General features: G+C 72.0%; 20 protein-coding genes. 8 read left to right on the plus strand and 12 right to left on the minus strand.

Annotated elements, in window-relative coordinates; translation table 11 throughout:
- Positions 1–98 precede the first annotated feature (98 nt).
- Complete coding sequence (locus OG589_RS18240; protein ID WP_405150582.1) at positions 99–920, plus strand: 3-keto-5-aminohexanoate cleavage protein; 822 nt, start codon at positions 99–101, stop codon at positions 918–920.
- Positions 921–933: 13 nt separating this feature from the next.
- Here the strand turns inward: OG589_RS18240 and OG589_RS18245 are convergent, their stop codons facing one another.
- The gene (locus OG589_RS18245; RefSeq protein WP_405150584.1) at positions 934–2,949 is read right to left on the minus strand and encodes a S9 family peptidase; all 2,016 of its coding nucleotides are present in this window, start codon (positions 2,947–2,949) and stop codon (positions 934–936) included.
- Between the two features lie 167 nt (positions 2,950–3,116).
- Between OG589_RS18245 and OG589_RS18250 the strand changes: the two genes are divergently transcribed.
- From OG589_RS18250 to OG589_RS18280, 7 genes are all read left to right on the plus strand, one after another.
- On the plus strand, positions 3,117–4,991 hold the full coding sequence (locus tag OG589_RS18250; protein WP_405150586.1) for an ABC transporter substrate-binding protein: 1,875 nt from the start codon (positions 3,117–3,119) through the stop codon (positions 4,989–4,991).
- A gap of 3 nt (positions 4,992–4,994) precedes the next feature.
- Positions 4,995–5,984, plus strand: coding sequence for an ABC transporter permease (locus OG589_RS18255; RefSeq protein WP_405150588.1), 990 nt, complete (start codon positions 4,995–4,997; stop codon positions 5,982–5,984).
- Positions 5,981–6,874: an ABC transporter permease gene (locus tag OG589_RS18260; RefSeq protein ID WP_405150590.1), complete on the plus strand. Its 894-nt coding sequence runs from the start codon at positions 5,981–5,983 to the stop codon at positions 6,872–6,874. The genes OG589_RS18255 and OG589_RS18260 overlap by 4 nt, the downstream gene beginning before the upstream one ends.
- Entirely contained in the window at positions 6,871–7,848 is a 978-nt protein-coding gene (locus OG589_RS18265; RefSeq protein ID WP_405150591.1) for an ABC transporter ATP-binding protein, read from the plus strand. The genes OG589_RS18260 and OG589_RS18265 overlap by 4 nt, the downstream gene beginning before the upstream one ends.
- Before the next feature lie 78 nt (positions 7,849–7,926).
- Positions 7,927–8,895 (plus strand): ABC transporter ATP-binding protein, encoded by a 969-nt coding sequence (locus OG589_RS18270; protein WP_405150593.1) that lies wholly within the window; start codon positions 7,927–7,929, stop codon positions 8,893–8,895.
- A complete protein-coding gene (locus tag OG589_RS18275; RefSeq protein ID WP_405150595.1) occupies positions 8,896–10,227 on the plus strand; it encodes a M20/M25/M40 family metallo-hydrolase in 1,332 nt (443 codons plus the stop codon).
- A gap of 28 nt (positions 10,228–10,255) precedes the next feature.
- The gene (locus OG589_RS18280) at positions 10,256–11,317 is read left to right on the plus strand and encodes a hypothetical protein (protein WP_405150597.1); all 1,062 of its coding nucleotides are present in this window, start codon (positions 10,256–10,258) and stop codon (positions 11,315–11,317) included.
- A 165-nt stretch (positions 11,318–11,482) separates the two neighbouring features.
- On the opposite strand, the gene OG589_RS18285 is transcribed toward OG589_RS18280, so the two are convergent.
- The 11 genes from OG589_RS18285 to OG589_RS18335 all read right to left on the minus strand — a co-directional run bounded on the left by OG589_RS18285 (position 11,483) and on the right by OG589_RS18335 (position 22,447).
- On the minus strand, positions 11,483–12,226 hold the full coding sequence (locus OG589_RS18285) for a nitroreductase (protein WP_405150599.1): 744 nt from the start codon (positions 12,224–12,226) through the stop codon (positions 11,483–11,485).
- Positions 12,227–12,245: 19 nt separating this feature from the next.
- A complete protein-coding gene (locus OG589_RS18290; protein ID WP_405150601.1) occupies positions 12,246–13,463 on the minus strand; it encodes an NAD(P)/FAD-dependent oxidoreductase in 1,218 nt (405 codons plus the stop codon).
- Positions 13,460–13,651: a ferredoxin gene (locus tag OG589_RS18295; protein WP_405150603.1), complete on the minus strand. Its 192-nt coding sequence runs from the start codon at positions 13,649–13,651 to the stop codon at positions 13,460–13,462. Before OG589_RS18295 ends, OG589_RS18290 begins: the two co-directional genes overlap by 4 nt.
- A gap of 27 nt (positions 13,652–13,678) precedes the next feature.
- Complete coding sequence (locus OG589_RS18300) at positions 13,679–14,995, minus strand: phytoene desaturase family protein (RefSeq protein ID WP_405150605.1); 1,317 nt, start codon at positions 14,993–14,995, stop codon at positions 13,679–13,681.
- Between the two features lie 51 nt (positions 14,996–15,046).
- Positions 15,047–16,207, minus strand: coding sequence for an acyl-CoA dehydrogenase family protein (locus OG589_RS18305; protein ID WP_405150606.1), 1,161 nt, complete (start codon positions 16,205–16,207; stop codon positions 15,047–15,049).
- Between the two features lie 4 nt (positions 16,208–16,211).
- Positions 16,212–17,075 carry an enoyl-CoA hydratase/isomerase family protein gene (locus OG589_RS18310; RefSeq protein ID WP_405150608.1) on the minus strand — a complete coding sequence of 288 codons (864 nt, stop codon included), beginning with the start codon at positions 17,073–17,075 and terminating at the stop codon, positions 16,212–16,214.
- 79 nt (positions 17,076–17,154) lie between these two features.
- Positions 17,155–18,348, minus strand: coding sequence for an acetyl-CoA acetyltransferase (locus OG589_RS18315; protein ID WP_405150610.1), 1,194 nt, complete (start codon positions 18,346–18,348; stop codon positions 17,155–17,157).
- A complete protein-coding gene (locus tag OG589_RS18320) occupies positions 18,345–19,760 on the minus strand; it encodes an OB-fold domain-containing protein (RefSeq protein ID WP_405150612.1) in 1,416 nt (471 codons plus the stop codon). Before OG589_RS18320 ends, OG589_RS18315 begins: the two co-directional genes overlap by 4 nt.
- On the minus strand, positions 19,757–20,968 hold the full coding sequence (locus OG589_RS18325; protein WP_405150614.1) for an acetyl-CoA C-acetyltransferase: 1,212 nt from the start codon (positions 20,966–20,968) through the stop codon (positions 19,757–19,759). Before OG589_RS18325 ends, OG589_RS18320 begins: the two co-directional genes overlap by 4 nt.
- Positions 20,965–22,233, minus strand: a complete 1,269-nt coding sequence (locus OG589_RS18330; protein ID WP_405150616.1) for an acetyl-CoA hydrolase/transferase family protein — start codon at positions 22,231–22,233, stop codon at positions 20,965–20,967. Before OG589_RS18330 ends, OG589_RS18325 begins: the two co-directional genes overlap by 4 nt.
- The gene (locus OG589_RS18335; RefSeq protein WP_405150618.1) at positions 22,226–22,447 is read right to left on the minus strand and encodes a hypothetical protein; all 222 of its coding nucleotides are present in this window, start codon (positions 22,445–22,447) and stop codon (positions 22,226–22,228) included. The genes OG589_RS18330 and OG589_RS18335 overlap by 8 nt, the downstream gene beginning before the upstream one ends.
- Between the last annotated feature and the right edge of the window lies 1 nt (position 22,448).

Below are 22,448 nucleotides of genomic sequence, written 5' to 3' on the forward strand. Positions count from 1 at the left end.
ACTCTCGCATCGTTCACCGTCCCCACAATCTCGTTCCTGACTGGTCACTCAGGCGAACATCTTGTATCAAGCACCCCCGTCCAGGCAATATCTCGGCCATGACAACCTCGACGCTCATCACGGTCGCCCCCACGGGAGCCGAGACCGGCAAGGACGCGGCGCCCGAGCTCCCGGTGACGCTGGACGAGCTGGTGGCGGCCGCGAAGCGGTGCGAGGACGCCGGGGCGGCCGTGGTCCACGTGCACATCCGCGACGACGAGGCCCGGCCGACCCTCGACCTGGCCAGGCTGAAGGAGACCGTGGCCGAGCTGCGGGCCGCGACCTCGCTGGTGGTCCAGCTCTCCACCGGCGGCGCGGTGTCCGACTCGTACGCCGACCGGCTGAGAGTGCTGGACGCCGGCCCGGACGCGTGCTCGCTGACCTGCGGCACCGTCAACTTCGGCGACGACGTCTTCATGAACCCGTGGCCGTTCATGGCCGAGCTGTACCAGGCGACGCAGAGCCTCGGCATCGTCCCGGAGTTCGAGCTGTTCGACCTCGGCCACATCGCCTCGCTGCACCGCCTGCTCGGCCGGTACGGCCCGCCCCACGGCGGTCGCGTGCACTGTGACCTGGTCATGGGGGTTCCTGGCGGGTTCGGCGGCGACCTCGCGACGATGGCCGCGGCCGTACGGGCGCTACCGGAGGGGGCCACCTGGTCGGCGACCGGCGTCGGCCGCGCCTCGCTGCCGGTGCTGTTCGGCGCGCTCGCCGGGGGCGGCCACCTGCGCGTCGGCATGGAGGACACGCTGACCTACGCCAAGGGCCGCCCGGTGCGGGACAACGCCGAGCTGGTCGAACGGGCCGCGCGCGCGGCCGAGCTCGCCCAGCGTCCCCCGATGGCCGTCGCCGAGGCGCGCGCGTTCCTCGGCATCGCCTGAGCCCGCTGACCTGTCACCCCTTGCCGAAGGAGTCCAGGATGAAGGCGAAGATCTCGGCCTCGTAGGCGAGGTGGGCGTAGCGGCCGGCAGGACCGCTGTGGGCGCCCTCGTCGACCTCGACACGGAGCAGCACGGGCGAGTCGCCGGTGGCGCGCAGCTTGGCGACCCACTTGGCCGGCTCGTGGACCAGCACACGCGGGTCGTGGACGGCTCCGGTGGCCAGCAACGGCGGACGCCTCCCCTCCGGGACGTTGTCGTACGGCGAGTAGGCCAGCAGCCAGTCGAAGTCCGCCCGGCGGCGCGGGTCGCCCCATTCCTCCCATTCGTTCACGGTCAGCGGGATCGAGTCGTCCAGCATGGTCGTGACGACGTCCACGAAGGGCACCTCGGCGACCACCGCCGCCCACCGGTCGGGGCGCATCGTGTACACGGCCGCCTGGAGGAGGCCGCCGGCCGACCTTCCCCGCGTGGCGATCTGGGAGACCCGGCCGTCGGCGAGCCGGTCGGCGACGTCGATGTAGTCCTGGAAGCTGTTGATCTTGTTGCCGTAGCGGCCCTGGAGCCACCAGCCGCGGCCCATCTGCCCGCCGCCGCGGATGTGCGCCTCGGCGAACACCACGCCCTGGTCGAGCAGCACGGAAAGACCCGTCTCGAAGGCAGGATCGTCGGTCGCCTCGTAGGCGCCGTACCCGTGGAGCAGGCACGGGGCCGAGCCGTCCAGCGGCACGTCCGTCCGCCGGGCGATCGTCACCGGGATCGGCACGCCGTCGCGGGCCGGGACCCAGTGCAGCTCGCTGACGTACGCCGACGGGTCGTAGCCGGGCACCTCGGCGGTCTTGACCGGCGTGCGCCCGCCGGTGTCCAGGTCGAGTGAGAACCAGCGCGTCGGCTCGGTGTACGAGCCGGTCTCGACGGTGATCGACCGGGTGTCGTAGACCTCGTTGCGCACGTGCGCGATGCGGCCGGTGGGCAGCTCGGAGCGCACCTCGTACGGCTCGCCGCCGTCGAGCGGGATGACCCGCAGCAGCGGCTCGCCGCCCCTGCGCAGGCTGAGCACGATGTGGCGGGCGAAGCAGTCGGCCGCGTGGACGCGCTCGGCCGGGTCGGGCTCGCCCAGGGCGGTCCACTCGCCGATCTCTCCGGGCGTGGCGAGGGACGCGGTGACCGTACGGAACTCGGGGTGCCCGTCGTCGGTGACGATGACCAGGCGGCCGCAGGTGGCGTCGTGGTCGACGCGGTACTCGCGGCCGGGACGGCGGCCGGCGACCGAGCGCGGCCCGGTGTCCTCCACCAGCCAGACCTCGGTGGTGTCGCGGCTCGCGGCCGTGACGGTGATGAGCCCGCCGGACCGGGCGGCCCGCACGGTCAGCTCGAAGCGCCGGTCGTCCTCACGGATCACCGGCGCGTCAGCGGCATCCCCGCCGATGATGTGGCGGCGCACCTCGTACGGACGGTAGACCGCGTCCACGACCGTGTAGAGGAACTCACGGGAGTCGGCCGACCAGGCGCCGGTGTAGTAGGTGCCGGGCACCCGGTCGGGGAGGTCCTCGCCGGTGGTCAGGTCACGGAAGCGCAGCTCGTAGACCTCGTCGCCGGTGGTGTCGACCGAGTAGGCGAGGTAGCGGTCACACGGGCTGACCTCGCAGACCCCCAGCTCGACGTAGCCGGTGGCCGCCGCGAGAGCGTCGAGGTCAAGTACGGATATCGCAGCTTCGCCTGATTTATCATCCTTTTTACGGCAGAGCTCGCCGAATTCTCTTCCGGAAACCGTGCGGGTGTAGTAGACAAAAGCCCCACGGCGCCAACTGACTGAAGACTCAGTCTCGGGCGTCCGTACAGCCATTTTGCTGACGAGCTCCTGTCGGAGGTGGGCGGTATGTGCCATCTGGGCGTCATAGTGCCGCCGCTCTGCGACCAGGTGCCCGCGCACCGCCTCCGCGTCCCGCATCCATTCGTAGTCGTCGGTCCGTTCGACCCCGTGCAAGGAGTGGATCGAGGGCTTGCGGGGAGCGTTGGGAGGCGCGGTCATGGCTGGACGCTAACACTCCGACTGAGCAGTCGGTCAAGAGTGCCCTGAGCCCCGGCCAGACCTTCCCGCCACCCCGGCCACACCTTCACCGCCGTCACGACATCGACCGCACCGCCCCCGAGTACCCGACCTCACACCCCCGAATATCGCGCCCCCCGGAGGACGATATGCCGATATTTCCCCGCGCACGCGTGCCCCGGGTGGTCCTCGCCCTCGTCACCGGGCTGGTCACCGGAAGCAGCCTGGCCGCACCCGCGCTCGCGGCGCCCGCGCACGCCGCTCCCCCGAGCCCCGCCGCGTCGCAGGGCAAGAAGGTCTTCACCGTAGGGATCCTGTCCGACGTCGACTCGGTGAACCCCTTCACCGGCATCGTCGTCGAGGCCTACGAGGTGTGGGGGCTGATGTACGACCCCCTCATCGGCTACAGCCCGAAGGACTTCACCCCGACCCCGGTGCTCGCCGAGTCGTGGACCGAGGCGCCGGACCAGAAGAGCTGGACGTACAAGATCCGCTCGGGGGTGAAGTGGACCGACGGCCGGCCCCTCACCGCGAGGGACGCCGCCTACACCTTCAACCGCATCATCGACGGCGACTACGAGAAGACGAACTACGGCAACTACGTCGCCAACATCACCAAGGCCGAGGCCACCGACGACACCACGCTGGTGCTGCACGTCAAGAAGCCCACGCCGATCATGACCCGCCTCGCCGTGCCGATCCTGCCCGAGCACATCTGGAAGGACATCGACGGCAAGAAGGTGAAGTCCTACAGCAACGAGCCATCGGGCGCCCCCATCGTCGGCTCGGGACCGTTCACGCTGGTGGAGCGCAAGAAGGGCCAGTACATCAGGATGGCCGCCAACCCCGGCTACTGGCGCGGCGCACCGAAGATCGACGAGGTCGTCTACCGGGTCTTCACCAACGCCGACGCCGAGGCGCAGGCGCTCACCCGCGGCGAGATCGACTACGCCTTCGACCTGGAGGCCAACGTCTTCAAGTCGCTCAAGGACAGGCCGGGCATCACCACCCGCGCCTCGAAGTACAGCGGCTTCAACGAGATCGCGTTCAACACCGGCGCGGCGCTGGCCGACGGCACGCCCATCGGCAACGGCAACGCCGCGCTGAAGGACAAGAACGTCCGCCTGGCCATCTCGTACGCGCTCGACCGCAAGACGCTGGTCAACCGGGTGCTCGACGGCAACGGCGAGCCCGCCACCTCGGTGGTCCCCCCGATCTACGCGAACCTGCACTACGACCCGCCCGCCAAGCAGGACTTCGACCCGGCGAAGGCCGGCCGGCTCCTCGACGACGCCGGGTACGCCAAGGGATCCGACGGCATCCGGGAGAAGGACGGCAAGAAGCTGTCGCTGCGCCTGTTCACCCGGCAGGAGTCGCAGGAGTCGCAGAACACCGGAGAGTTCGTCAAGGGCTGGCTCAAGGACGTCGGCATCGACGTCCAGGTCAAGGTGGTGTCGGAGGACGCGCTCACCGAGATCATCGGCCGTGGCGAGTTCGACATGTTCGAGTGGGGATGGGTGGTCGAGCCGGACCCCGACTACCAGCTCTCGGTGTTCACCTGCGGCAAGCGGAGCTACAAGGACGGCACCGCGGTCTACGCCGACCTGTCCGACTCCTTCTACTGCGACCCGGCGTACGACAAGCTGTACGACGCGCAGTCCGGTGAGACCGACCCGGCCAAGCGGGCCGAGCTGGTCAAGCGGATGCAGCAGATGGTCTACGACGACGCCGCCTACGCGGTGACCTACTACTACGACGACAACATCGCCTACCGCAGCGACCGCTGGACCGGTTTCGTGCCCCAGCCCGACCCTGATGGCTCGATCCTGTTCCAGTACGGCACCTACTCCTACCTCAACATCCAGCCGGTGACCGCGGCCGCCCAGAAGAGCGGAACGTCGTCCGGTGGGTCGGGCACCGGCCTGCTCGTCGGCATCGGGGCCGCGGTCGTCCTGCTCGGCGGCGGCACCGCGCTCCTGGTCTCCCGCAGGCGCCGGGCCGCCGGCGCGGACGAGCGGGAGTAGGGCATGGCGGTCACGGCCGTCCCGGGCACGGCCACGCGTGCCCGGGCCCGTCTCCTCACCGGTACGAGCGGCTACGTCATCCGCAAGGTGAGCTGGTCGCTCGGGACGCTGTTCTTCGTCCTGGTGTTCAACTTCTTCCTGTTCCGGCTGCTGCCCGGCGACCCGGTCGGCCTGTACAACCGAGGCCGCAACATGCCCGCGGGCCAGATGGCCAAGCTGCGGGCGCAGTTGAACCAGCCGATCGGCACGCAGTTCCTGGACTACCTCGCCAACCCCTTCGCCGGCACCATCAACTCGACCCGGTTCAACCGCCCGGTCTGGGAGGTCGTCGGCGAGCGGGTCTGGCCCACGGTGCTGCTGGTGGGCACCGCCATCCTGATCGCGTCGGTGGCCGGCGTCTGGATCGGGATCCGCAGCGGGTGGCGCAGGGGAAGCGGCTTCGACCGGGGCGCCACCTCGATCACGCTGGTCCTGTACGCCATGCCGGAGTTCTGGCTCGGCATGATGTTCCTGATCGCGTTCCCGTTCTTCCCGAGCGGCGGCATCGCGACCCCGGAGGACGGCGGGGTGCTGGACGTCGCCCGGCACATGGTGCTGCCGGTGGCCTCGCTGACGCTGGTCTACCTGGCCGAGTACGCCACGATCATGCGGGCGTCGCTCCTGGACGAGCTCGGCCAGGACTACCTCCAGCTCGCCAGGGCCAAGGGGCTGAGGGACGACCTCGTGCGACGGCGCCACGCGGTGCCGAACGCGCTGCTACCGACCATGACGCTCATCCTGATGAACCTGGGCTTCGTGATCGGCGGCGCCATCACCGTCGAGACGGTCTTCTCCTGGCCCGGCCTCGGCCTGCTGTCGTACGAGGCGCTCCGCGGCCCGGACATCCCCCTGCTCCAGGCCGTCTTCCTGCTCTTCTCGATCGGGGTGGTCGTCTTCATGCTCATCGCCGACCTGCTGTACGCCATCATCGACCCGCGGGTGAGCAACTCATGACCTCCGCCGCCGCCATCGTCAGGGCGCGCCGCAGGGCGACCCTCGTCCGCTTCTGGCGCGACTACCGCTCCCACAGGACGGGCATCGCGGGCCTGGCGATCCTCGGCGTCTTCGCCCTGGTCGCGATCTTCGCGCCGCTGCTGGCCGATCCGTCCGGGCTCGACATCACCAAGGCGACGGCCCCCGGGCACATGGCGCCGTCGCTCGGCTACCCGCTGGGGACCGACGAGAACGGCCGCTCGGTCCTGACCCTGCTGATCCACGGCACCCGCATGTCGCTGCTCGTGGGCCTGGCGGCCACCGTGATCGCGATGGTCATCGGCACCGCGATCGGCGTCATGGCCGGGTTCTACTCGGGATGGCTGCGGTCGATCCTGAACGCGGTGTCCGACTGGTTCCTGGTCATCCCGTTCCTGCCGCTCGCCATCGTGATGGCCACCGTCCTCGGCGCGTCCCTGCTCAACATCATCATCGTGATCGGGGTGACGTCCTGGCCGGGCACGGCCCGGCTGGTCTCCGCGCAGACGCTGTCGGTACGCGAGCGGCCGTACATGGAAAGGGCCAAGGCGCTCGGGGCGAGCGACTGGCACCAGATGACCCGGCACGTGCTGCCGAACGTCATGCCGCTGGTCATGGCGCACGTCGTGCTGACGGTCTCGATCGCGATCCTGTCGGAGACCACGCTGTCCTTCCTCGGGCTCGGCGACCCGACCCGGCCGTCCTGGGGCTACATCCTCGACCACGCCTTCTCCACCGGGGCCATGACCAACAACGAGTGGTGGTTCGTCATGCCGCCGGGCATCTGCGTCGTGCTGGTGGTGCTGGCCTTCACCCTCATCGGCCGCACGCTGGAGGCCGTGCTCAACCCCCGTCTCAAGGAGACGAGATGACTCTGCTGGAGCTCAGGGACCTGAACGTCACCTACGCGGGGGACGTTCCGGCCGTACGGGGCGTGGACCTGTCGGTCGCGCCGGGAGAGGTGCTCGGCATCGCGGGCGAGTCGGGCTGCGGCAAGTCGACGATCACGAACGCCGTGCTGCGGCTGCTCCCCCGGTCGGCCAAGGTCGGCGGGCAGGTGCTGCTCGACGGCGAGGACGTGTACGGCATGTCGTTCGGGCGGCTCCGGGCCGTCAGGTGGGCGGAGGCCTCGATCGTCTTCCAGGGCGCCCTGCACTCGCTCAACGCGGTGCAGCGCATCGGCAGGCAGATCGCCGAGCCGATCCTGCTGCACTCCAAGGCGACGAGGAAGGAGGCCGACCGGCGGGTCGGCGAGCTGCTGGAGCAGGTGGGGCTGCCCGCCAGGCGGGCCAGGGACTACCCGCACCAGCTGTCGGGCGGGCAGCGGCAGCGGGTGATGGTGGCGCTCGCCCTGGCCTGCGGGCCGCGCCTGCTCATCGCCGACGAGCCGACCACGGCGCTCGACGTGATGGTCCAGGCCCAGGTGCTCGCGCTGCTGTCGTCGCTGGTCAAGGACCTAGGCCTGTCGATGGTCCTGATATCTCACGACCTGTCGGTGCTCGGGGCGGCCTGCGACCGGGTGGCCGTGATGTACGCGGGGCGCGTGGTCGAGCAGGGCCCGGCCACGGCCGTGTTCGACGACCCCCGCCATCCCTACAGCGCCGCGCTCGCCGGGGCGTTCCCGAGGATCGGCGACGAGCGGTTCCGGTTCAGCCCGCGCGGGCTGCCCGGCGACCCGCCCTTTCCCGGCGACCTGCCGGGCGGGTGCGAGTTCCACCCGAGGTGCCCGGTCGCGCTCGACACGTGCGCGACCACGGAGGTCGCCCTCTCCGAGCCGGGCGACGGCCGTACGTCCGCGTGCCTGCGCGCCACCGAACCCGACCTGGACCTGCGAGGAGCGCGATGAGCGACACCCTTACTCTCCGGCTTCCCCGAGGAGCGCGATGAGCGGCGCCCTTTCTCCGCGGCTCCCCGGAGGTGCCCGATGAGCGAGACCCCGCAGGAGGCCGGCGTCGCGCTCGCCGCCCACGGGCTCCACGTCCGCTTCGGCACGGCCCGCGCCGTGGACGGCGTCGAGCTGGAGATCGGCTCCGGCGAGATCGTCGCCCTGGTCGGCGAGTCCGGCTGCGGCAAGACCACGCTCGCCCGTAGCCTGCTCGGCCTGGTCCGCCCCGCCGAGGGATCCGTGCGGCACGGCGCCCGCCCGCTGAGCTACGCCAGGGGCGCGCTGAAGGAGTTCAGGCGGCACGTCCAGCTCGTCCTGCAGGACCCGACGGGGTCGCTGAACCCCCGGCACACGGTGTACGAGGCCGTGGCCGAGGGCCTGCGCATCCACGGGATCTCCGGCGACGAGGAGACCCGGGTCGCGGAGGCGCTGTCGAAGGCCGGGCTCCGCCCGCCGGAGCGGTTCTTCCTGCGCTATCCCCACGAGCTGTCCGGCGGGCAGCGCCAGCGCGTGGTGATCGCAGGTGCCCTGGTGCTGGAGCCGGACGTGCTGGTCGCCGACGAGCCGGTGTCCTCCCTCGACGCCTCGGTGCGCGGCGAGATCCTCGCGCTGCTGCTCAGGCTGCGCGCGGAGCTCGGGCTGTCCGTGCTGGTCGTCACGCACGACCTCGGCCTGGCCTGGAACATCGCCGACCGCGTCGCGGTGATGTACCTCGGCAGGATCGTGGAGACCGGCCCGGCCGCCGAAGTGCTGCTCGCGCCCCGGCATCCGTACACCAGGGCGCTGCTGTCGGTGGTGCCCGAGATCAACAAGCTGGAACCGGTGGTCCTGGTGGGCGAGACGCCCGATCCGTCCCGCATCCCGGCGGGCTGCCGCTTCCGTCCCCGCTGCCCGGCCTACGCCGCCGGGCTTCCCGCGGAGGTGGCCGCGCGCTGCGAGAGCGAGCCGCCGGCCGTACTCCCCGCCGACCGCGGCCACCACGCCGCCTGCCACCTCACGGAGGCCTGATTGACCACCCCGGCCACCTCCGCGCCCGGAGTCGGGCGGATCCTGTCCGACCTGATCCGGCTGGACACCACCAACGAGGGCGACAACCGGGGGCGAGGCGAGCGCGGAGCGGCCGAGTACGTCGCCGGGCTCCTCGCCGCCGCCGGCATCGAGGCGCGGATCCTGGAGCCGGCGCCCGGCAGGGCCAACGTCGTCGCCCGAGTCCCCGGCGCGGACCCCTCGCTCGACCCGTTCCTCGTCCACGGCCACCTCGACGTCGTGCCCGCGAACGCCGCGGACTGGGCCGTCCACCCCTTCTCCGGCGAGATCATCGACGGCGTCGTCTGGGGCAGGGGCGCGGTGGACATGAAGGGCACCTGCTCCATGACGCTGGCGCTGGTCCGTTCGTGGACCGACGCCGGGGTCAGGCCCGACCGGGACATCGTGCTGGCGTTCACGGCCGACGAGGAGGCCACCGGCGAGTACGGCTCGTACTTCCTGGCCAGGAAGCACGCCGCGCTGTTCGAGGGCTGCCGGGAGGCGATCAGCGAGGACGGCGGCTACACCGTGCACCACCAGGGCCGGCGGATCTACCCGGTGGCCGTCGGCGAGCAGGGCATGGCCTGGATGCGGCTGACCGCGCGCGGCGTCGCCGGGCACGGGTCGATGCCGCCGGCCGACAACGCGGTGGCCGAGCTGTGCCACGCCATGTCGCGCCTGGCGTCCTACCGCTGGCCGGTGCGGCTCACACCCGGCGTGCGGGGCATGCTCGACGCCCTGGCCTCGGCGCTCGGCGAGAGCATCGACCACGACCGGCTGGACGCCGAGGCCGAACGGCTCGGCGCGGTGGGCGACCTGTTCAGGCCGGTGCTGCGCAACTCCGCCAACCCGACCATGCTGAACGCGGGTTACAAGGTCAACGTGATCCCCGGGTCCGCCGAGGCGCAGGTGGACGGCCGGTTCCTGCCCGGCTTCCGGGAGGAGTTCCTGGAGACCGTCGACCGCCTGCTCGGTCCCAAGGTCACCAGGGAGTTCGTCTGCTTCGAGGACGCCCCGGCGGCCGACCCCGGCGGCCCGACGTTCGACGCGCTGTGCTCCTCGCTGGTCGCCGAGGACCCCGGCGCAGTCCCCGTGCCGTACGTCATGAGCGGTGGGACCGACGCCAAGGCCTTCCACGAGCTCGGCGTCGTCTCCTACGGCTTCGCGCCGCTGGCGTTGCCGCCCGACCTGGACTACTACGGCATGTTCCACGGCATCGACGAGCGCGTGCCCGTCTCGGCCCTGGAGTTCGGCGTCCGCGTCCTCGACCGCTTCTTCAGGGCGGCCGGGCCGATCGGGGAGGGCGCCGCGTGATCGCGGTCAGGCCGCCGGGAGCGGTGACGTGATCACCGCCGTCTGGTCGCCGGCCTGCCTGGAGCACGTGCCGGGCGCCGAGATCTGGATCGGGATGCGGACTCCGGGCACCGAGGTGCCCGAGCGCGCCACCGCGATCGGCGACGCCCTGGCGGAGGCCGGGGCCGAGCTGGTGGAGGCGGTGCCCCACGACGACACGGCGCTCCGGGCCGTCCACGATCCCGGGATGCTCGACCACCTGCGCGACGTCTGGGAACAGTGGAACGAGGCCGGGTACCCGCGGGACCCCGGGCAGGATCGCGTGGTGCCGTACGTCTTCCCGACCTCGGCCATGCTGTCCGGGATGCCCTCCCGTACGCCCACGGCCGTGCACGCCCGCGCCGGGCTCTGGTGCTACGACACCATGACCCTCGTCGGCCCCGGCACGTGGGCCGCCGCGCGGGCCGCGGTGGACGCGGCGCTCACCGCGGCCGGCCTGGTCGCCGCCGGGTCGTCCCGTGCGGTGTACGCGCTGTGCCGCCCGCCGGGGCATCACGCCGCGCCGGCCGGGTACGGCGGCTCGTGCTACCTGAACAACGCGGCCGTGGCGGCCGAGGCGCTGCGCGGCCACGGGTTCGCGCGGGTCGCGGTCGTCGACGTGGACGCGCACCACGGCAACGGCACCCAGGCCGTGTTCTGGGAACGGCCCGACGTGTTCTACGGGTCGGTCCACGTCGATCCGGGGGCGGGGTGGTTCCCGCACTACCTCGGGTTCGCGGACGAGACCGGCGCGGGAGCGGGCCGGGGCTCCACGGTGAACGTCCCGCTGGCACCCGGGTCGGGCGACGAGGCCTGGCTCGCCGGGGTCGAACGGCTGTGCGCGGCGGTCGCGGCGTACGGCGCGGAGGCGGTCGTGGTCTCGCTCGGCGTGGACGCGGCGGCCGGCGACCCTGAGAGCCCGCTCCGGGTCAGCGCGGACGGCTACCAGCGGACGGGGTACCTGATCAACCGGCTCGGCCTTCCCGTGGTGGCCGTCCAGGAGGGCGGCTACCACCTCCCCACCCTCGGCCCCCTCGTCGTCCGCACCCTCACCGGCCTCACCGCCCCTTGACCCGAGGCCCCGTTCGTCTCCCACCCGTGGCGCTATCTCCGCAGACGGCGGCTCGGCAAGCACGACAGGGCCACCTGCGGTTCGACGCCGGCTATCGGCTGCTCGTGGCGGAGCTACCGCCCACGACGTGCTCCGCGTGATCACGACGACGGGTACGCGGGGCGGTCACCGGTCGTGCCGGTCGACGACGTTCGCAGGGGCCTCTCGACCGGTGCGGAACGAGTTGGCCGGGTGTTCGGTGTCGGCGTAGCCGAAGGAGACACCGCAGACGATCACGCGGTCGTCGGGGATCTGGAAGTGCGCGCGCACGGTGTCGGACCGCATCGCGATGGCGGCCTGCGGGATCGCCGCGATGCCCAGACTCTCCGCTGCCTGCAGGAGTGTGGACACGTATGCGCCACAGTCGATGTAACCGTAGGGGCCGAGCGACCGGTCCGAGGTGATCACGGCGACGTGGGGTGCGCCGAAGAAGCGGAAGTTCTCCAGCATCTGGCGGCTTCTCGCCTCGAAGTCCTTCCGGTCGATCCCCAGGCTGCCGTAGAGGCCGTAGCCCGCCTCCCGCCGCCGCGCCTGGTAGACACCGTGGTACTCCTCCGGTTCGGGGATGTCCGAGCGCGCCGGTCGGGTCGAGGCCGCGGCGTACAGCTCGGCGCGGAACCGTTCGGTCGCCTCGCCGCTGGTCAGGATCACCTGCCAGGCCTGCGAGTTGCACCAGGACGCGGTGTGCTGTGCGAGAGCGAACATCCGCTCGATCAGCTCCGCCGGCACCTGCTCGGAGAGGAAGGCGCGGCAGCTGTGCCGCCCCACCAGGATCCGCTCCAGCGCGACGTCGAGCCGGGTGGGCTCATCAGTGATCACCGACGCATCCTGGCCGGCTCCGTTGACGGTCACGTTCGGTACTGCTCCCATCGCATCTCCTCGTGGCACCTCACACACGTTCCATCACCGCGGCCCGGCGCCGGCCGGCGAACTCCAGACCGTCCGCCCAGGAGGCGCCTCGCATGATCAGCCCGCGGTACTTCATGATCTGGGCCTGGCCGTTCAGCGTGAGCGCGCCGGCCAGGCGGTCGCCTTCGCGGTAGAGGGCGACGAAGCGATCCCCACCGGGATCACCGTCGACCACGCGGACCTCGTCGGTCGCGGGGACCCCGACGAACTGGATGCGGGAGCCGTACCAGTCCGACCAGAAGTACGGGACCGTGGAGTACGGCTTGGCGGCCGCCGGGTCGAGCGCGTTGCGCGCCGCCACGGAGCCCTGCTCGGCCGCGGTGGTCCAGTGCTCCAGCCTCATGTGGCGGCCGAACAGCGGGTTGTGCCAGCGGGCGACGTCTCCGGCGGCGTACACCCCCGGAGCCCCGGTGAACAGGGTCTCGTCGCAGACGACGCCGTCGTCGAGGATCAGCCCCGAGCCGGCCAGCCAGCCGGTGGCGGGCACCGCCCCGATGCCGGCCACCACGAGGTCGGCCGCGAGCACGGTCCCGTCGGTGAGCCTGACCCGCTCGACCCTCCCGTCGCCCTCCACCGCGGCCACGCCGGCCCCGCATCTCAGGTCCGTGCCGTTCCGCGCGTGCAGGGCGGCGCACGCCCCGCCCATGGTCTCGCCGACGGCGCGCACGAGCGGGGTCGGCAGCGCCTCGACGATCGTCACGTCCAGGCCCCGCTTGCGGGCGGCCGAGGCGACCTCGGAGCCGATGAAACCGGCTCCGACGACGACCGTGCGGGCGCCCGCGTCCAGCGCCCCGCGTACGGCCAGCGCGTCCTCGCGGGTACGCAGGGTGTGGACGCCGCGCAGGCCGTCGGTCCCCGGCAGGGTGCGGGCCCCCGCTCCGGTCGCGAGCACCAGGGCGTCGTAGGGGAACTCCCGCTCTCCCGCCCGCACGGTCCTGGCCGTGGTGTCGAGCGCGGTCGCCGTGGTGCCGAGCACGAGATGGGCACCCAGCTCGTCACGGAGCACCTCCTCGCCACGGAAGGCGGGCAGGTCGGCTCCGTCGAGAAATTCCTTGGACAGCGGCGGCCGGTCGTAGGGGAGGTGGGGTTCGGCGCCGATGAGGGTGATCGGGCCGTCGAAGCCGCTTCTGCGGGCCGCCTCGACCGCCCGCAGGCCCGCCAGGGACGCTCCGACGACGACGAGATGCCGCTCGTTCATGGCGCCAGCCGCAGCGCCTCGGTCGGGCAGCCCTCGATCGCCTGCCGGACCCCTTCAAGGTGGGCGCCGGACACCGTATCGGCCAGCAGGACCAGATCACCGGCATCGTCGACCTCGAAGAAGCCGGGTGCCAGTGACTCGCAGATACCAAGGCCGGTGCACCTGGCGCGGTCAACGATGATCTTCATTGTTCCTCCTTGGGGTGACGCGCCGGCTCAGCGGCCGGCTCCGACGGGGTGACGTCCGGCGATCTGCTCGACGACGAGCTTGGCCGTCTCGGCGCAGGCGGTGGTGCCGCCGTTGGCGTACTCCTTGACTCCGTCCCCGACGTTCCACAGGTTCGGGATCGGCGTCGTGGGGGCGAGGTCGAATCCGGCGACGGCGCGCTGCGGCGGCCAGCCGTCGCGCGTCACCGCGATGGACAGCACGCGTGCCCGGTCGAAGCCGGGCACCTGCTCGCGCAGGTCCTCCATGATCAGCTCGGTCTCGGCCCGCTCGTCGAAGTCACCGACCGCCGGCTTGGGCACTCCGGAGGCGGAGTACAGGTGCCATCCCTCCGGGGCCATCTCCGGGCAGAGGTCGGTGAAGTTGGCGATGTAGCACAGGCGCCGGGTCTTGCCGAAGCTCAGCATGCCCGGAGACTCGATGAGGCGCTCCTTGCTGGCGATGTTCACAGTGATCATCGAGCAGGGGCGGTCGCGCCGCCGTACTTCGTCGCGGTAGCCGGCGGGAAGGTTGTCCTCGCCGACCAACTCGACGGTGGCCGCCGGTCCCGCGTCGCTGACCGCGACCCGGCAGCCCACCTTGACGGTCTCACCGCCACGGGAGATCACGGCGCCGGTGACCACGCCGTCGGCGAGGGTCAGCGAGCGCACCTCGCTGTCCAGCCAGACCTCGCCGCCATTCTTGGTCACCACCTCGGCCAGCGCCCGCCAGGCGCCGATGGTGCCCTCCGGGTGGAAGCCGAACTTCTTGAAGGCGCTCTTGCGGGTGAAATAGGTGAGGAAGACCCGGGCGGGCAGTTCCTCGGAGCCGACCGCGAAGATGGAACCGCACATGTTGCGGAACATCCCGTGCACGTTCTCGTTCTCGGTGTACTTCGACACCCAGTCCGCGGTGCTGAGCTCGGCCTCCGGCAGCCCGCTGTCCTCCCGGGCCGCGCCCAGCCCCTTGACCAGCTTGGCGCCCTGCCGGGTGAGCTTGCCGAGCAGGAACCCCCAGCCGCCTCCGGTCACGTCGATGTCCTTGCCGCCGATGCGGTAGAGCAGCGGGGGCTTGGGCATGCGGACGTCGTACGGCGCACCGACGGTCGCGAAGGTCTCCTCGGTCACGCCGCCCAGCTCCAGCACGATGGCCCCGTTGTTGACCTTGAAGCCGTCGATGTCGTAGGTGGACGCCCGCCCGCCGACCCGGTCGAGCCGCTCCACCACCAGGGTGCGGTAGCCGAGGTGGGAGAGCCGGGCGGCGGCGCACAGGCCACCCGCCCCCGCCCCGATCACCAGGGCGTCGAAGTCATGGCCTGCACCTGCCATCGGTGAACCTCTTTCGTTGTCTGTCGGAAGCGGGGCTAGTAGGAGGCGGGGCTAGTAGGAGGCGGGCAGCCGCAGGCTGTGCTGGGCGATGAAGTTGAGCACCATCTCCCGGCTGACCGGGGCGGTGCGCAGCAACCGGGCCGCGAACCACAGGTCGGCCAGGCCGTACTCCCGGGACAGTCCGTTGCCGCCGTGCGTCTGGATGGACTGGTCGAGCGCCTTCAGCGAGGCGTCGGCGGCGGCGAACTTGGCGATGTTGGCCGCCTCGGCGGCGTCCCGGCCGGAGTCGTACAGCTCGGCGGCGCGGGCGGTGGCCAGCCTGGCCAGCTCCACCCCGATGTACGCCTCCGCGAGCGGGTGCGACACCCCCTGGTGGGAGCCGATCGGGGCGGACCACACCTGCCGCTCGCGGGCATAGCGGGTGGCCTTGTCCAAGGCGTATCGGCCGATGCCGTTGCTGAGCGAGGCGGCCAGGATGCGCTCGGGGTTGAGGCCGGCGAACACCTGGCGCAGGCCCCGCCCGGCCTCGCCGATCAGCGCGTCGGGCCCGATCCGCACGTCGTCGAAGAAGACCGTGAACTGCTTCTCCGGTACGACGAGCTCGGTGACGATCTGCTGCATGCGCAGGCCGGGGGCGTCGGTGGGCACCACGAACAGCGACAGCGGGGCGCGCCCGGACGGCCCGGGCTCGCCGTCACGCGCCACCACCAGGAGCGCGTCCGACTCGTCGACGCCGGAGATGTAGTACTTCGTGCCGGTCAACCGCCAGCCGTCGCCGTCGCGGTGCGCGGTGGTGGAGACCTGGTGGCTGTTGGACCCGGCGTCCGGCTCGGTGAGCCCGAACGCCATCTTCTTGGTCCCGGCGGCCATGCCGGGCAGCCACTCGCGCTTTATCTCCTCGGATCCGTGCCGCCAGACGATCGAGCCGGTGATGGCCGGTGAGATGACGCCCATCAGCAGCGGGATACCGTGCGCCGCCAGTTCCTCCAGCACCACCCCGAACTCCGAAAGGCCGCCTCCGCCGCCGCCGTACTCCTCGGGCAGGTGCACGCCGAGGAAGCCGCCCTCGCCCAGCTCGGCCCAGAGCTCGTCGACCCGGCCGCCTGCGCGCGCCCGGTCGGCGAAGTACGCGTGGCCGTACCGCTCCGCGATCTTGCCGACGCTCTGCCGGAGCAGCGCGTGCTCCTCGCTGTCGACGATGAATCCCGTCATATCGTCACCGTCCTTGGAAATGGGGTTGGCGTTTGCCGGCGAACGCGGCGATGCCCTCGCCCGCGTCGGCCGTGGCCGCGGTGCGGAACATGGCCCGCTCCTCCGCGGCGAGGTGGTCGGTCAGGCTCAGGTTCCCTGAGCCCCTCAGCAGGTGGCGCATCTCGGCGTAGGCGCGGGTCGGGCCGGCGGCCAGCCGCCGGGCGACCGCGAGCGCCTCCTGCTGAATCGTCTCGGCCGGGACGACGCGGGACACCAGACCCCACTCCTCGGCCTCGCGGGCGGTCAGCACGCGCTGCTCGAAGTAGAGCTCGGCCGCCCGTCGCGGCCCGACCAGCCGTGGCAGGAACCAGGAGGTACCGCCGTCGCTGGACAGCCCGATCCCCCCGTAGCCCAGGGCGAACCTGGCGTCCTCGGCCGCGAGCACCAGGTCGGCGCAGTAGAGCAGGCCCAGCCCGCCACCGGCCGCCACGCCGTGCACGGCGCAGACGATGGGCGCGTCCAGGACGAGAAACCGCCGGAGGGCCTCGTGGTAGAGGGCCGCCATGCCGCGCAGCAGGCCCGCCCGCTCGTGGTCGGCCGCCTCGGCGAACACGCCGATGTCGCCCCCCACCGAGAAGGCCGGACCGGCGCCGCTGATCAGGACCGCCCGGAGCCCGTCCGCCTCGGCGCAGCGCGTGGCCGCGTCGCGCAGGCCCGCGGCCATGGGGGAGTCGATGGCGTTGCGGGCTGCTGGCCGGTTGAGCCGGACGTGGGCCAGACCCTCGGTGAGCTCGAAGCCGACCACCGGGAGATCCCCTGGGTGAGGTCCGGTGCCCGGACGCGGGCCCTCGGAAGGCGTCGCGTCCGGCGGCTCGGCGTTCGCTGCCATATGACCTCCAAACGGGATTAATTTAAAATAGAATAAATAATGTGGTCAGGTCAAACGCCTATTGGCCGGCTTGGGCGGGTCAGCCCGGCTCCCTGCCGACCAGCGAGACGAAGGAGACGCAGGCGCCCGGTCGCCCGCCCAGGTTGTGGGTGAGAGCGAGCCTGGGGTCGCTCAGCTGCCGCTGCCCGGCCTCGCCGCGGAACTGCAGCCAGCACTCGTAGAGCATGCGGAGCCCGCTCGCGCCGACCGGATGGCCGAACGACTTCAGGCCGCCGTCCGGATTGACCGGCAAACGTCCGCCGAGCTCGAAGGCGCCGTCGAGCATGTCCCGCCACGCCTGGCCCCGCTCGGCGAAGCCCAGGTCCTCCATCAGCACCAGCTCGGTGGGCGTGAAGCAGTCGTGCACCTCGGCCAGCGAGATCTCGGTGCGCGGATCGGTGATCCCGGCCTGCCGGTAGGCGTCCTGCGCGCTGCGCACCACCTCGGGGAAGGTCGTGTAGTCGTAGTCCTGATCCATCGCCGCGCGTCCCGGCCCTGCCGTCAGCGACAGCGCCTTCACCAGCACCGGGCGGTCGGTGTACAGGTGGGCGTCCTCGGCGCGGACGATCAGCGCGCAGGCGGCCCCGTCGGAGACCCCCGAGCAGTCGAACACCCCGAGCCGCCCGGCCACCAGCGGCGCCGCGGCGATCTTCTCCTTGGACACCGCCGAGCGGAACTGCGCCTTGGGGTTGAGCGCCCCGTTGGCGTGGTTCTTCCAGGCCACGTGGGTCATGGCGTCCCGCATGTCCGCGGGGTCGACGCCGTACCTCGCGCAGTAGGCCGGGTCCAGCAGCGAGAACGCGGCCGGCGCGGTGAGCGTGTTCTCCGGAGCTGTGCCGTCTCCGGGGGGGTCCATCCGGGTCAGCCCGGAGAAGCCGGAGTCCTTGAGCTTCTCCACCCCCACCGCCATGACCCGGTCGTACGCGCCTGACGCCACCGCGTAGCAGGCGTTGCGGAACGCCTCCGAGCCGGTCGCGCAGTAGTTCTCGACCCGGGTGACCGGCCGGTAGTCCAGGGCGAGCGGGCGGCTGAGGGTGAGGCCGGACTGGCCGGAGCCGAGCGTGCCGAGCCAGAACGCCTCCACGTCCGCCAGGTCCGTGCCGGGCACGGCGGCCAGGCAGTCCCGCACGGCGTCGATCAGCAGATCGTCGGCGGAGGCGGACCAGTGCTCGCCGAACCGGGTGCAGCCCATCGCGACGATCGCGACCCGGTCCTTGATTCCCTTGGCGCTCATCTCTCGTCCTCCACGGGCCGTGCCTTCCAGAAGTAGTTGTGCACTCCCCCGGCCGTGTGGAGCCTGCGGAACGTCGTCTCGACGCGCATCCCGATCGCCACCTCGTCCGGCGAGGCGTCCGCCAGCTCGATCGTGTATCGCCCGCCGCCGTCGAAGTCGACCACCACGTCGATCAGCGGCGGCGAGGGAGAGTACGCCAGCCGGTCGGCGGTGAAGGTGACGACCGTGCCCCGCACGCCGGACAGCGGGCGCGGCTCCATGTCGTCCACGGCCCCGCAGCCCTTGCAGACCCGCGCCGGGGGCAGGTGGACGAAGCCACAGCCTCGGCACCGCGACCCGGTGAGCGCGAACTTCCACGCCTGCGACCGGGCCGAGGGCGGTCCCGCGGGCAGCTCCGGCTCGGGCCGCCGGGGCGGCTCGCGGTCCAGCAGGCCACGCCAGGTGAGGTACGTGGCGTACGGGACGTCACGCCCGGCGGCGAGCTGCGCGGAGAGCGGGTGGGCCTGACGTCCGTGCTCGATGCGGTCGGTGACGCGCAGCACCAGCGCGTCGCAGCCGTCCACGGCCGCGAGCACGAGGACGGTCTCGCCCGGCGCCGCCCGGTCCAGGACCTCCGCCAGGCCGAGGCCGATGTCCGCCGCGCCCGCGTGGCCCGGCGCCTTTCCTGACGGGATCCGCGCGGGGAACAGCGCGGCCCCCCGCCTGACCACCAGCGGGTTCGGCGAGGAGAGCACGACATGGTCGGGCGCCGCGACGCCGGCCTCCTTCAGCGCCCGCTGCCCCGCCTCGGTCACCAGCGGCAGGTAGCCGTCCAGCCCGAAACGCTCCTCCCACCGGCGAGCGGCCGGCTCGCCCGGAGCGCGCCAGCGGTCGAGGAACTCGGCCGTCACCGACGCGCGGGCGACGATCTCGGCGATCGCCTGATCGGGGTCGCCGAACAGGAACGCCGCCGCCCCGTCGGCCCCGTCCCGCTCATCGGCCGAGCCCGGAAGGCCGGTCCGCACGTCGGCGAGCACGGCGAGGCCCCCGGTCGCGGCGGCGGCCAGCAGCGCGCCGGCGCCGGACCGCGCCGACCCGGCCAGGTCGACCGCGAAGCCGTCGGTACCGAGGCCGAGGGCCGCGTGCACGGCGGCGGCGTTGGTCTTGTCGAGGTAGGCGGGCGAGGTGGTGGCGAAGAAGATCGCCTCAGGCCGTTCCCCCGCCACCCGCCGGGCGGCCTCGACCCCGAGGGTGGTGCTGTCCTCGTCGAACGAGGCGGCCACGCGCGATCCGGGACCGTCCTTGCCGCCGAGCACTGCGGCCAGGTCCGAGTGCCGCAGCCGGTGCCGTGGCAGGTAGGCGGCGTACGCCACGATCCCCTTCGGCGTGGCTCCGGGCGCGCGTGCCGCCCGCTCGCTCCGCGGCGTGTTCATGAGACTCCTTCGAACAGGGCGGCCATGCCCTGGCCGCCGCCGACGCACATCGTCTCCAGGCCGTACCGGCCGCCCCGCCGGCGCAGCTCGTGCAGCATCGTGGTGAGCATGCGCACCCCGGTCGCGGCGATCGGGTGCCCGAGCGAGATGCCCGACCCGTTGACGTTCAGCCGATCGCTCAGTTCTGCCGGGTCCGCGAACCCCCAGCCCTTGAGCACGCCGAGCACCTGGCAGGCGAACGCCTCGTTCAGCTCCACCAGGTCGATGTCGTCGAAATTCACACCGGTGGCGGCGAACAGCCTGGCCACGGCCGGCACCGGGCCGAGTCCCATGGTGGCCGGCTCGCAGCCGGCCGCCGCCCAGCCGACCAGGAATCCCAGCGGCTCCAAGCCGAGCTCGTCCAGCTTGTCCTCGGCCACCACCAGGCAGGCCGCGGCGGCGTCGTTCTGCTGGCTGGAATTGCCGGCGGTCACGGTGCCGCCCGGCACCAGCGTGCGCAGCCTCGCCAGCGTCTCGATGTCGCTGCCGGGGCGGATGCCCTCGTCGCGTTCGAACATCACCGGGTCGCCGCGCCGCACCGGCACCTGGACCGGGACGACCTCGTCGTCGAAGGCTCCCGCCTCCCAGGCGGCGGCGGCCCGGCGGTGGCTGCGTACGGCATACTCGTCGGCCTGCTCGCGGGTGATCCCGTACTCGCGGGCCACGTTCTCGGCCGTCTCGATCATCCCGGAGATGCGGCCGAAGCGCCCCTCGGGCTGGGACCGCTCACGGCCCCGGTCCAGCCGGTCGTACAGCTGCACACCGCCGGAACGGCTGCCCCAGCGGATCTGGGTGGAGTAGTGCTCGATGTTGCTCATGCTCTCCACGCCGCCGGCCACCACCACGTCGGCGGCGCCGGTCTGCACCATCATCGCGGCGGTGACCACGGCCTGCAGGCCGCCGCCGCACCGCCTGTCGATCTGGAAGCCGGGGACGGCGACCGGCAGGCCCGCGTGCAGTGCGGCCCAGCGGCCCACGCACGGCGTCTCGGAGTTGGCATAGGACTGCGCCATCGCCACGTCCTCGATCCGCTCGGGGTCGATGCCCGAGCGCTCGACCACGGCCTTGATGACGGTGGCCGCCAGATCCTCCACGGGAACCGGGCGCAGCGTTCCTCCGAAGGTGCCGACCGGTGTGCGGACCGGGGCGACGATCGCGGCTCTTCTCATTGGTGGCACTCCTTCTCAAGCGCGGGGCGATGGTCGGGGTGGGCGATGGCGAGCATCCGGGCGCGCCGCTCGTCCAGGGACCGCCCGCGCAGGTCGGCGACGCCGTACTCGGTCACGATGATCCCGGCGTCGGCGCGGGGCGTGCTGACCGGCCCGCTCAGGTTCGCCACGATCCGGCTCGCGGCCTCCCCGGTCGACAGCAGCGCGGTGGAGGTCAGCGCCACGATGGGCAGGCCTCCGCGGGAGCGGGCGGCCGCGCGCAGGAAGTCGATCGCGCCGCCGACGGCACCGGCATACACACCACGCACGACCTCGGCGTTGATCTGACCGGTCAGGTCGACCTCGATCGCCGAGTTGATCGCGACGAAGCGCTCCTGGGCCGCCAGCACCTCGGGGTCGTGGGTGTGACGGGTGTCCCGCAGCTCGATCGCCGGGTTGCGGTGGGCGTAGCGGAACAACCGCGAGGTGCCCATCAGCGCTCCGGTGACCGTACGGCCCCGGTCGAGCGTCTTGCGAGCGCCGGTGATCACTCCGGCCTCCATCAGGTCGGCGACGGCGTCACCGATCAGGCCGGAGTGGACGCCGAGGTCGCGGTGGCCGGCCAGCCGGGCGACGATCGCCTCGGGCAGGGCGCCGAGCCCGAGCTGAAGGGTCGCGCCGTCCTCGATCAGGCCGGCGACGTGGCCGGCGACGCGCTGCTCGGCGTCGCCGGGCTCGCTCCTCACGATCTCGGCGGGCGGCCGGGAGGTGTACACGATCACGTCCAGGTCGGCGGTGGTGAGCGTGCGCGTCCCGTGCGTCCAGGGCACCTGGTCGTTCACCTCGGCGATGACCACGCGGGCCCGGTCGATCGCGGCGGACAGGTACTCGTCGGCCAGACCGAGGCTGTGGCGACCGGCCGCGTCCGCGGGCGGAAGCTGGACCAGGGCGACGTCGACGGGAAGGGCCCCGCTCTCGATGAGGTCCGGCAGTGCCGAATAGTGGCACGGCAGGATGTCCAGGACGCCTGCCCGGTACAGCGCCCGGTTGCCGCCACTGCCGCAGTAGGACAGGAACGACACGTGGTCGGCATGCTCCGGGCGGATCGTGCCCGATGCGGGGGCGCCGAGGAAGCACCGGAAGCCGCCGATCGCGGCGCGCTGCTCGATGAGCCGCTCGGTCAGGGTGAGCGGCTCGGCGCAGGCCTGTCCCCAGATGACCGTGTCGCCGGGCCGGACGTGGGCCGAGAGGTCCAGCCGCTCGATCCGGTCGAGGATCTCAGCCATCGCCGGGCCTGTCGCTCCAGCGGCCGGCCGACGGGTCGAGCAGCTCCCGCACCCGCTCGTCGGGCAGCCAGACGACGGACTCCAGCTCCAGTGCGTCCAGGTAGCGCACCCGGCCGCCGCGCAGGTCCTCGAGCCGCAGCCGTGGCCCGTTGGCGCCGGTGTCGAGGCTCACTGCCACCTCGGCGAACTCGCTGGCGATGATCCACTGATCCACT

The sequence above is a fragment of the Sphaerisporangium sp. NBC_01403 genome (genome assembly GCF_045040145.1).
In the GTDB taxonomy this organism is placed as follows: Bacteria; Actinomycetota; Actinomycetes; order Streptosporangiales; family Streptosporangiaceae; genus Sphaerisporangium; species Sphaerisporangium viridialbum.

Bases quoted from the DNA above. Each gene is read 5' to 3' on its own strand.
- OG589_RS18255 (WP_405150588.1), top strand. From the start codon at position 4,995: ATGGCGGTCACGGCCGTCCCGGGCACGGCCACGCGTGCCCGGGCCCGT.
- OG589_RS18295 (WP_405150603.1), bottom strand. From the start codon at position 13,651: ATGAAGATCATCGTTGACCGCGCCAGGTGCACCGGCCTTGGTATCTGC.
- OG589_RS18300 (WP_405150605.1), bottom strand. From the start codon at position 14,995: ATGGCAGGTGCAGGCCATGACTTCGACGCCCTGGTGATCGGGGCGGGG.
- OG589_RS18260 (WP_405150590.1), top strand. From the start codon at position 5,981: ATGACCTCCGCCGCCGCCATCGTCAGGGCGCGCCGCAGGGCGACCCTC.
- OG589_RS18250 (WP_405150586.1), top strand. From the start codon at position 3,117: ATGCCGATATTTCCCCGCGCACGCGTGCCCCGGGTGGTCCTCGCCCTC.
- OG589_RS18310 (WP_405150608.1), bottom strand. From the start codon at position 17,075: ATGGCAGCGAACGCCGAGCCGCCGGACGCGACGCCTTCCGAGGGCCCG.
- OG589_RS18290 (WP_405150601.1), bottom strand. From the start codon at position 13,463: ATGAACGAGCGGCATCTCGTCGTCGTCGGAGCGTCCCTGGCGGGCCTG.
- OG589_RS18315 (WP_405150610.1), bottom strand. From the start codon at position 18,348: ATGAGCGCCAAGGGAATCAAGGACCGGGTCGCGATCGTCGCGATGGGC.
- OG589_RS18285 (WP_405150599.1), bottom strand. From the start codon at position 12,226: ATGGGAGCAGTACCGAACGTGACCGTCAACGGAGCCGGCCAGGATGCG.
- OG589_RS18325 (WP_405150614.1), bottom strand. From the start codon at position 20,968: ATGAGAAGAGCCGCGATCGTCGCCCCGGTCCGCACACCGGTCGGCACC.
- OG589_RS18330 (WP_405150616.1), bottom strand. From the start codon at position 22,233: ATGGCTGAGATCCTCGACCGGATCGAGCGGCTGGACCTCTCGGCCCAC.
- OG589_RS18270 (WP_405150593.1), top strand. From the start codon at position 7,927: ATGAGCGAGACCCCGCAGGAGGCCGGCGTCGCGCTCGCCGCCCACGGG.
- OG589_RS18320 (WP_405150612.1), bottom strand. From the start codon at position 19,760: ATGAACACGCCGCGGAGCGAGCGGGCGGCACGCGCGCCCGGAGCCACG.
- OG589_RS18245 (WP_405150584.1), bottom strand. From the start codon at position 2,949: ATGACCGCGCCTCCCAACGCTCCCCGCAAGCCCTCGATCCACTCCTTG.
- OG589_RS18265 (WP_405150591.1), top strand. From the start codon at position 6,871: ATGACTCTGCTGGAGCTCAGGGACCTGAACGTCACCTACGCGGGGGAC.
- OG589_RS18305 (WP_405150606.1), bottom strand. From the start codon at position 16,207: ATGACGGGATTCATCGTCGACAGCGAGGAGCACGCGCTGCTCCGGCAG.
- OG589_RS18240 (WP_405150582.1), top strand. From the start codon at position 99: ATGACAACCTCGACGCTCATCACGGTCGCCCCCACGGGAGCCGAGACC.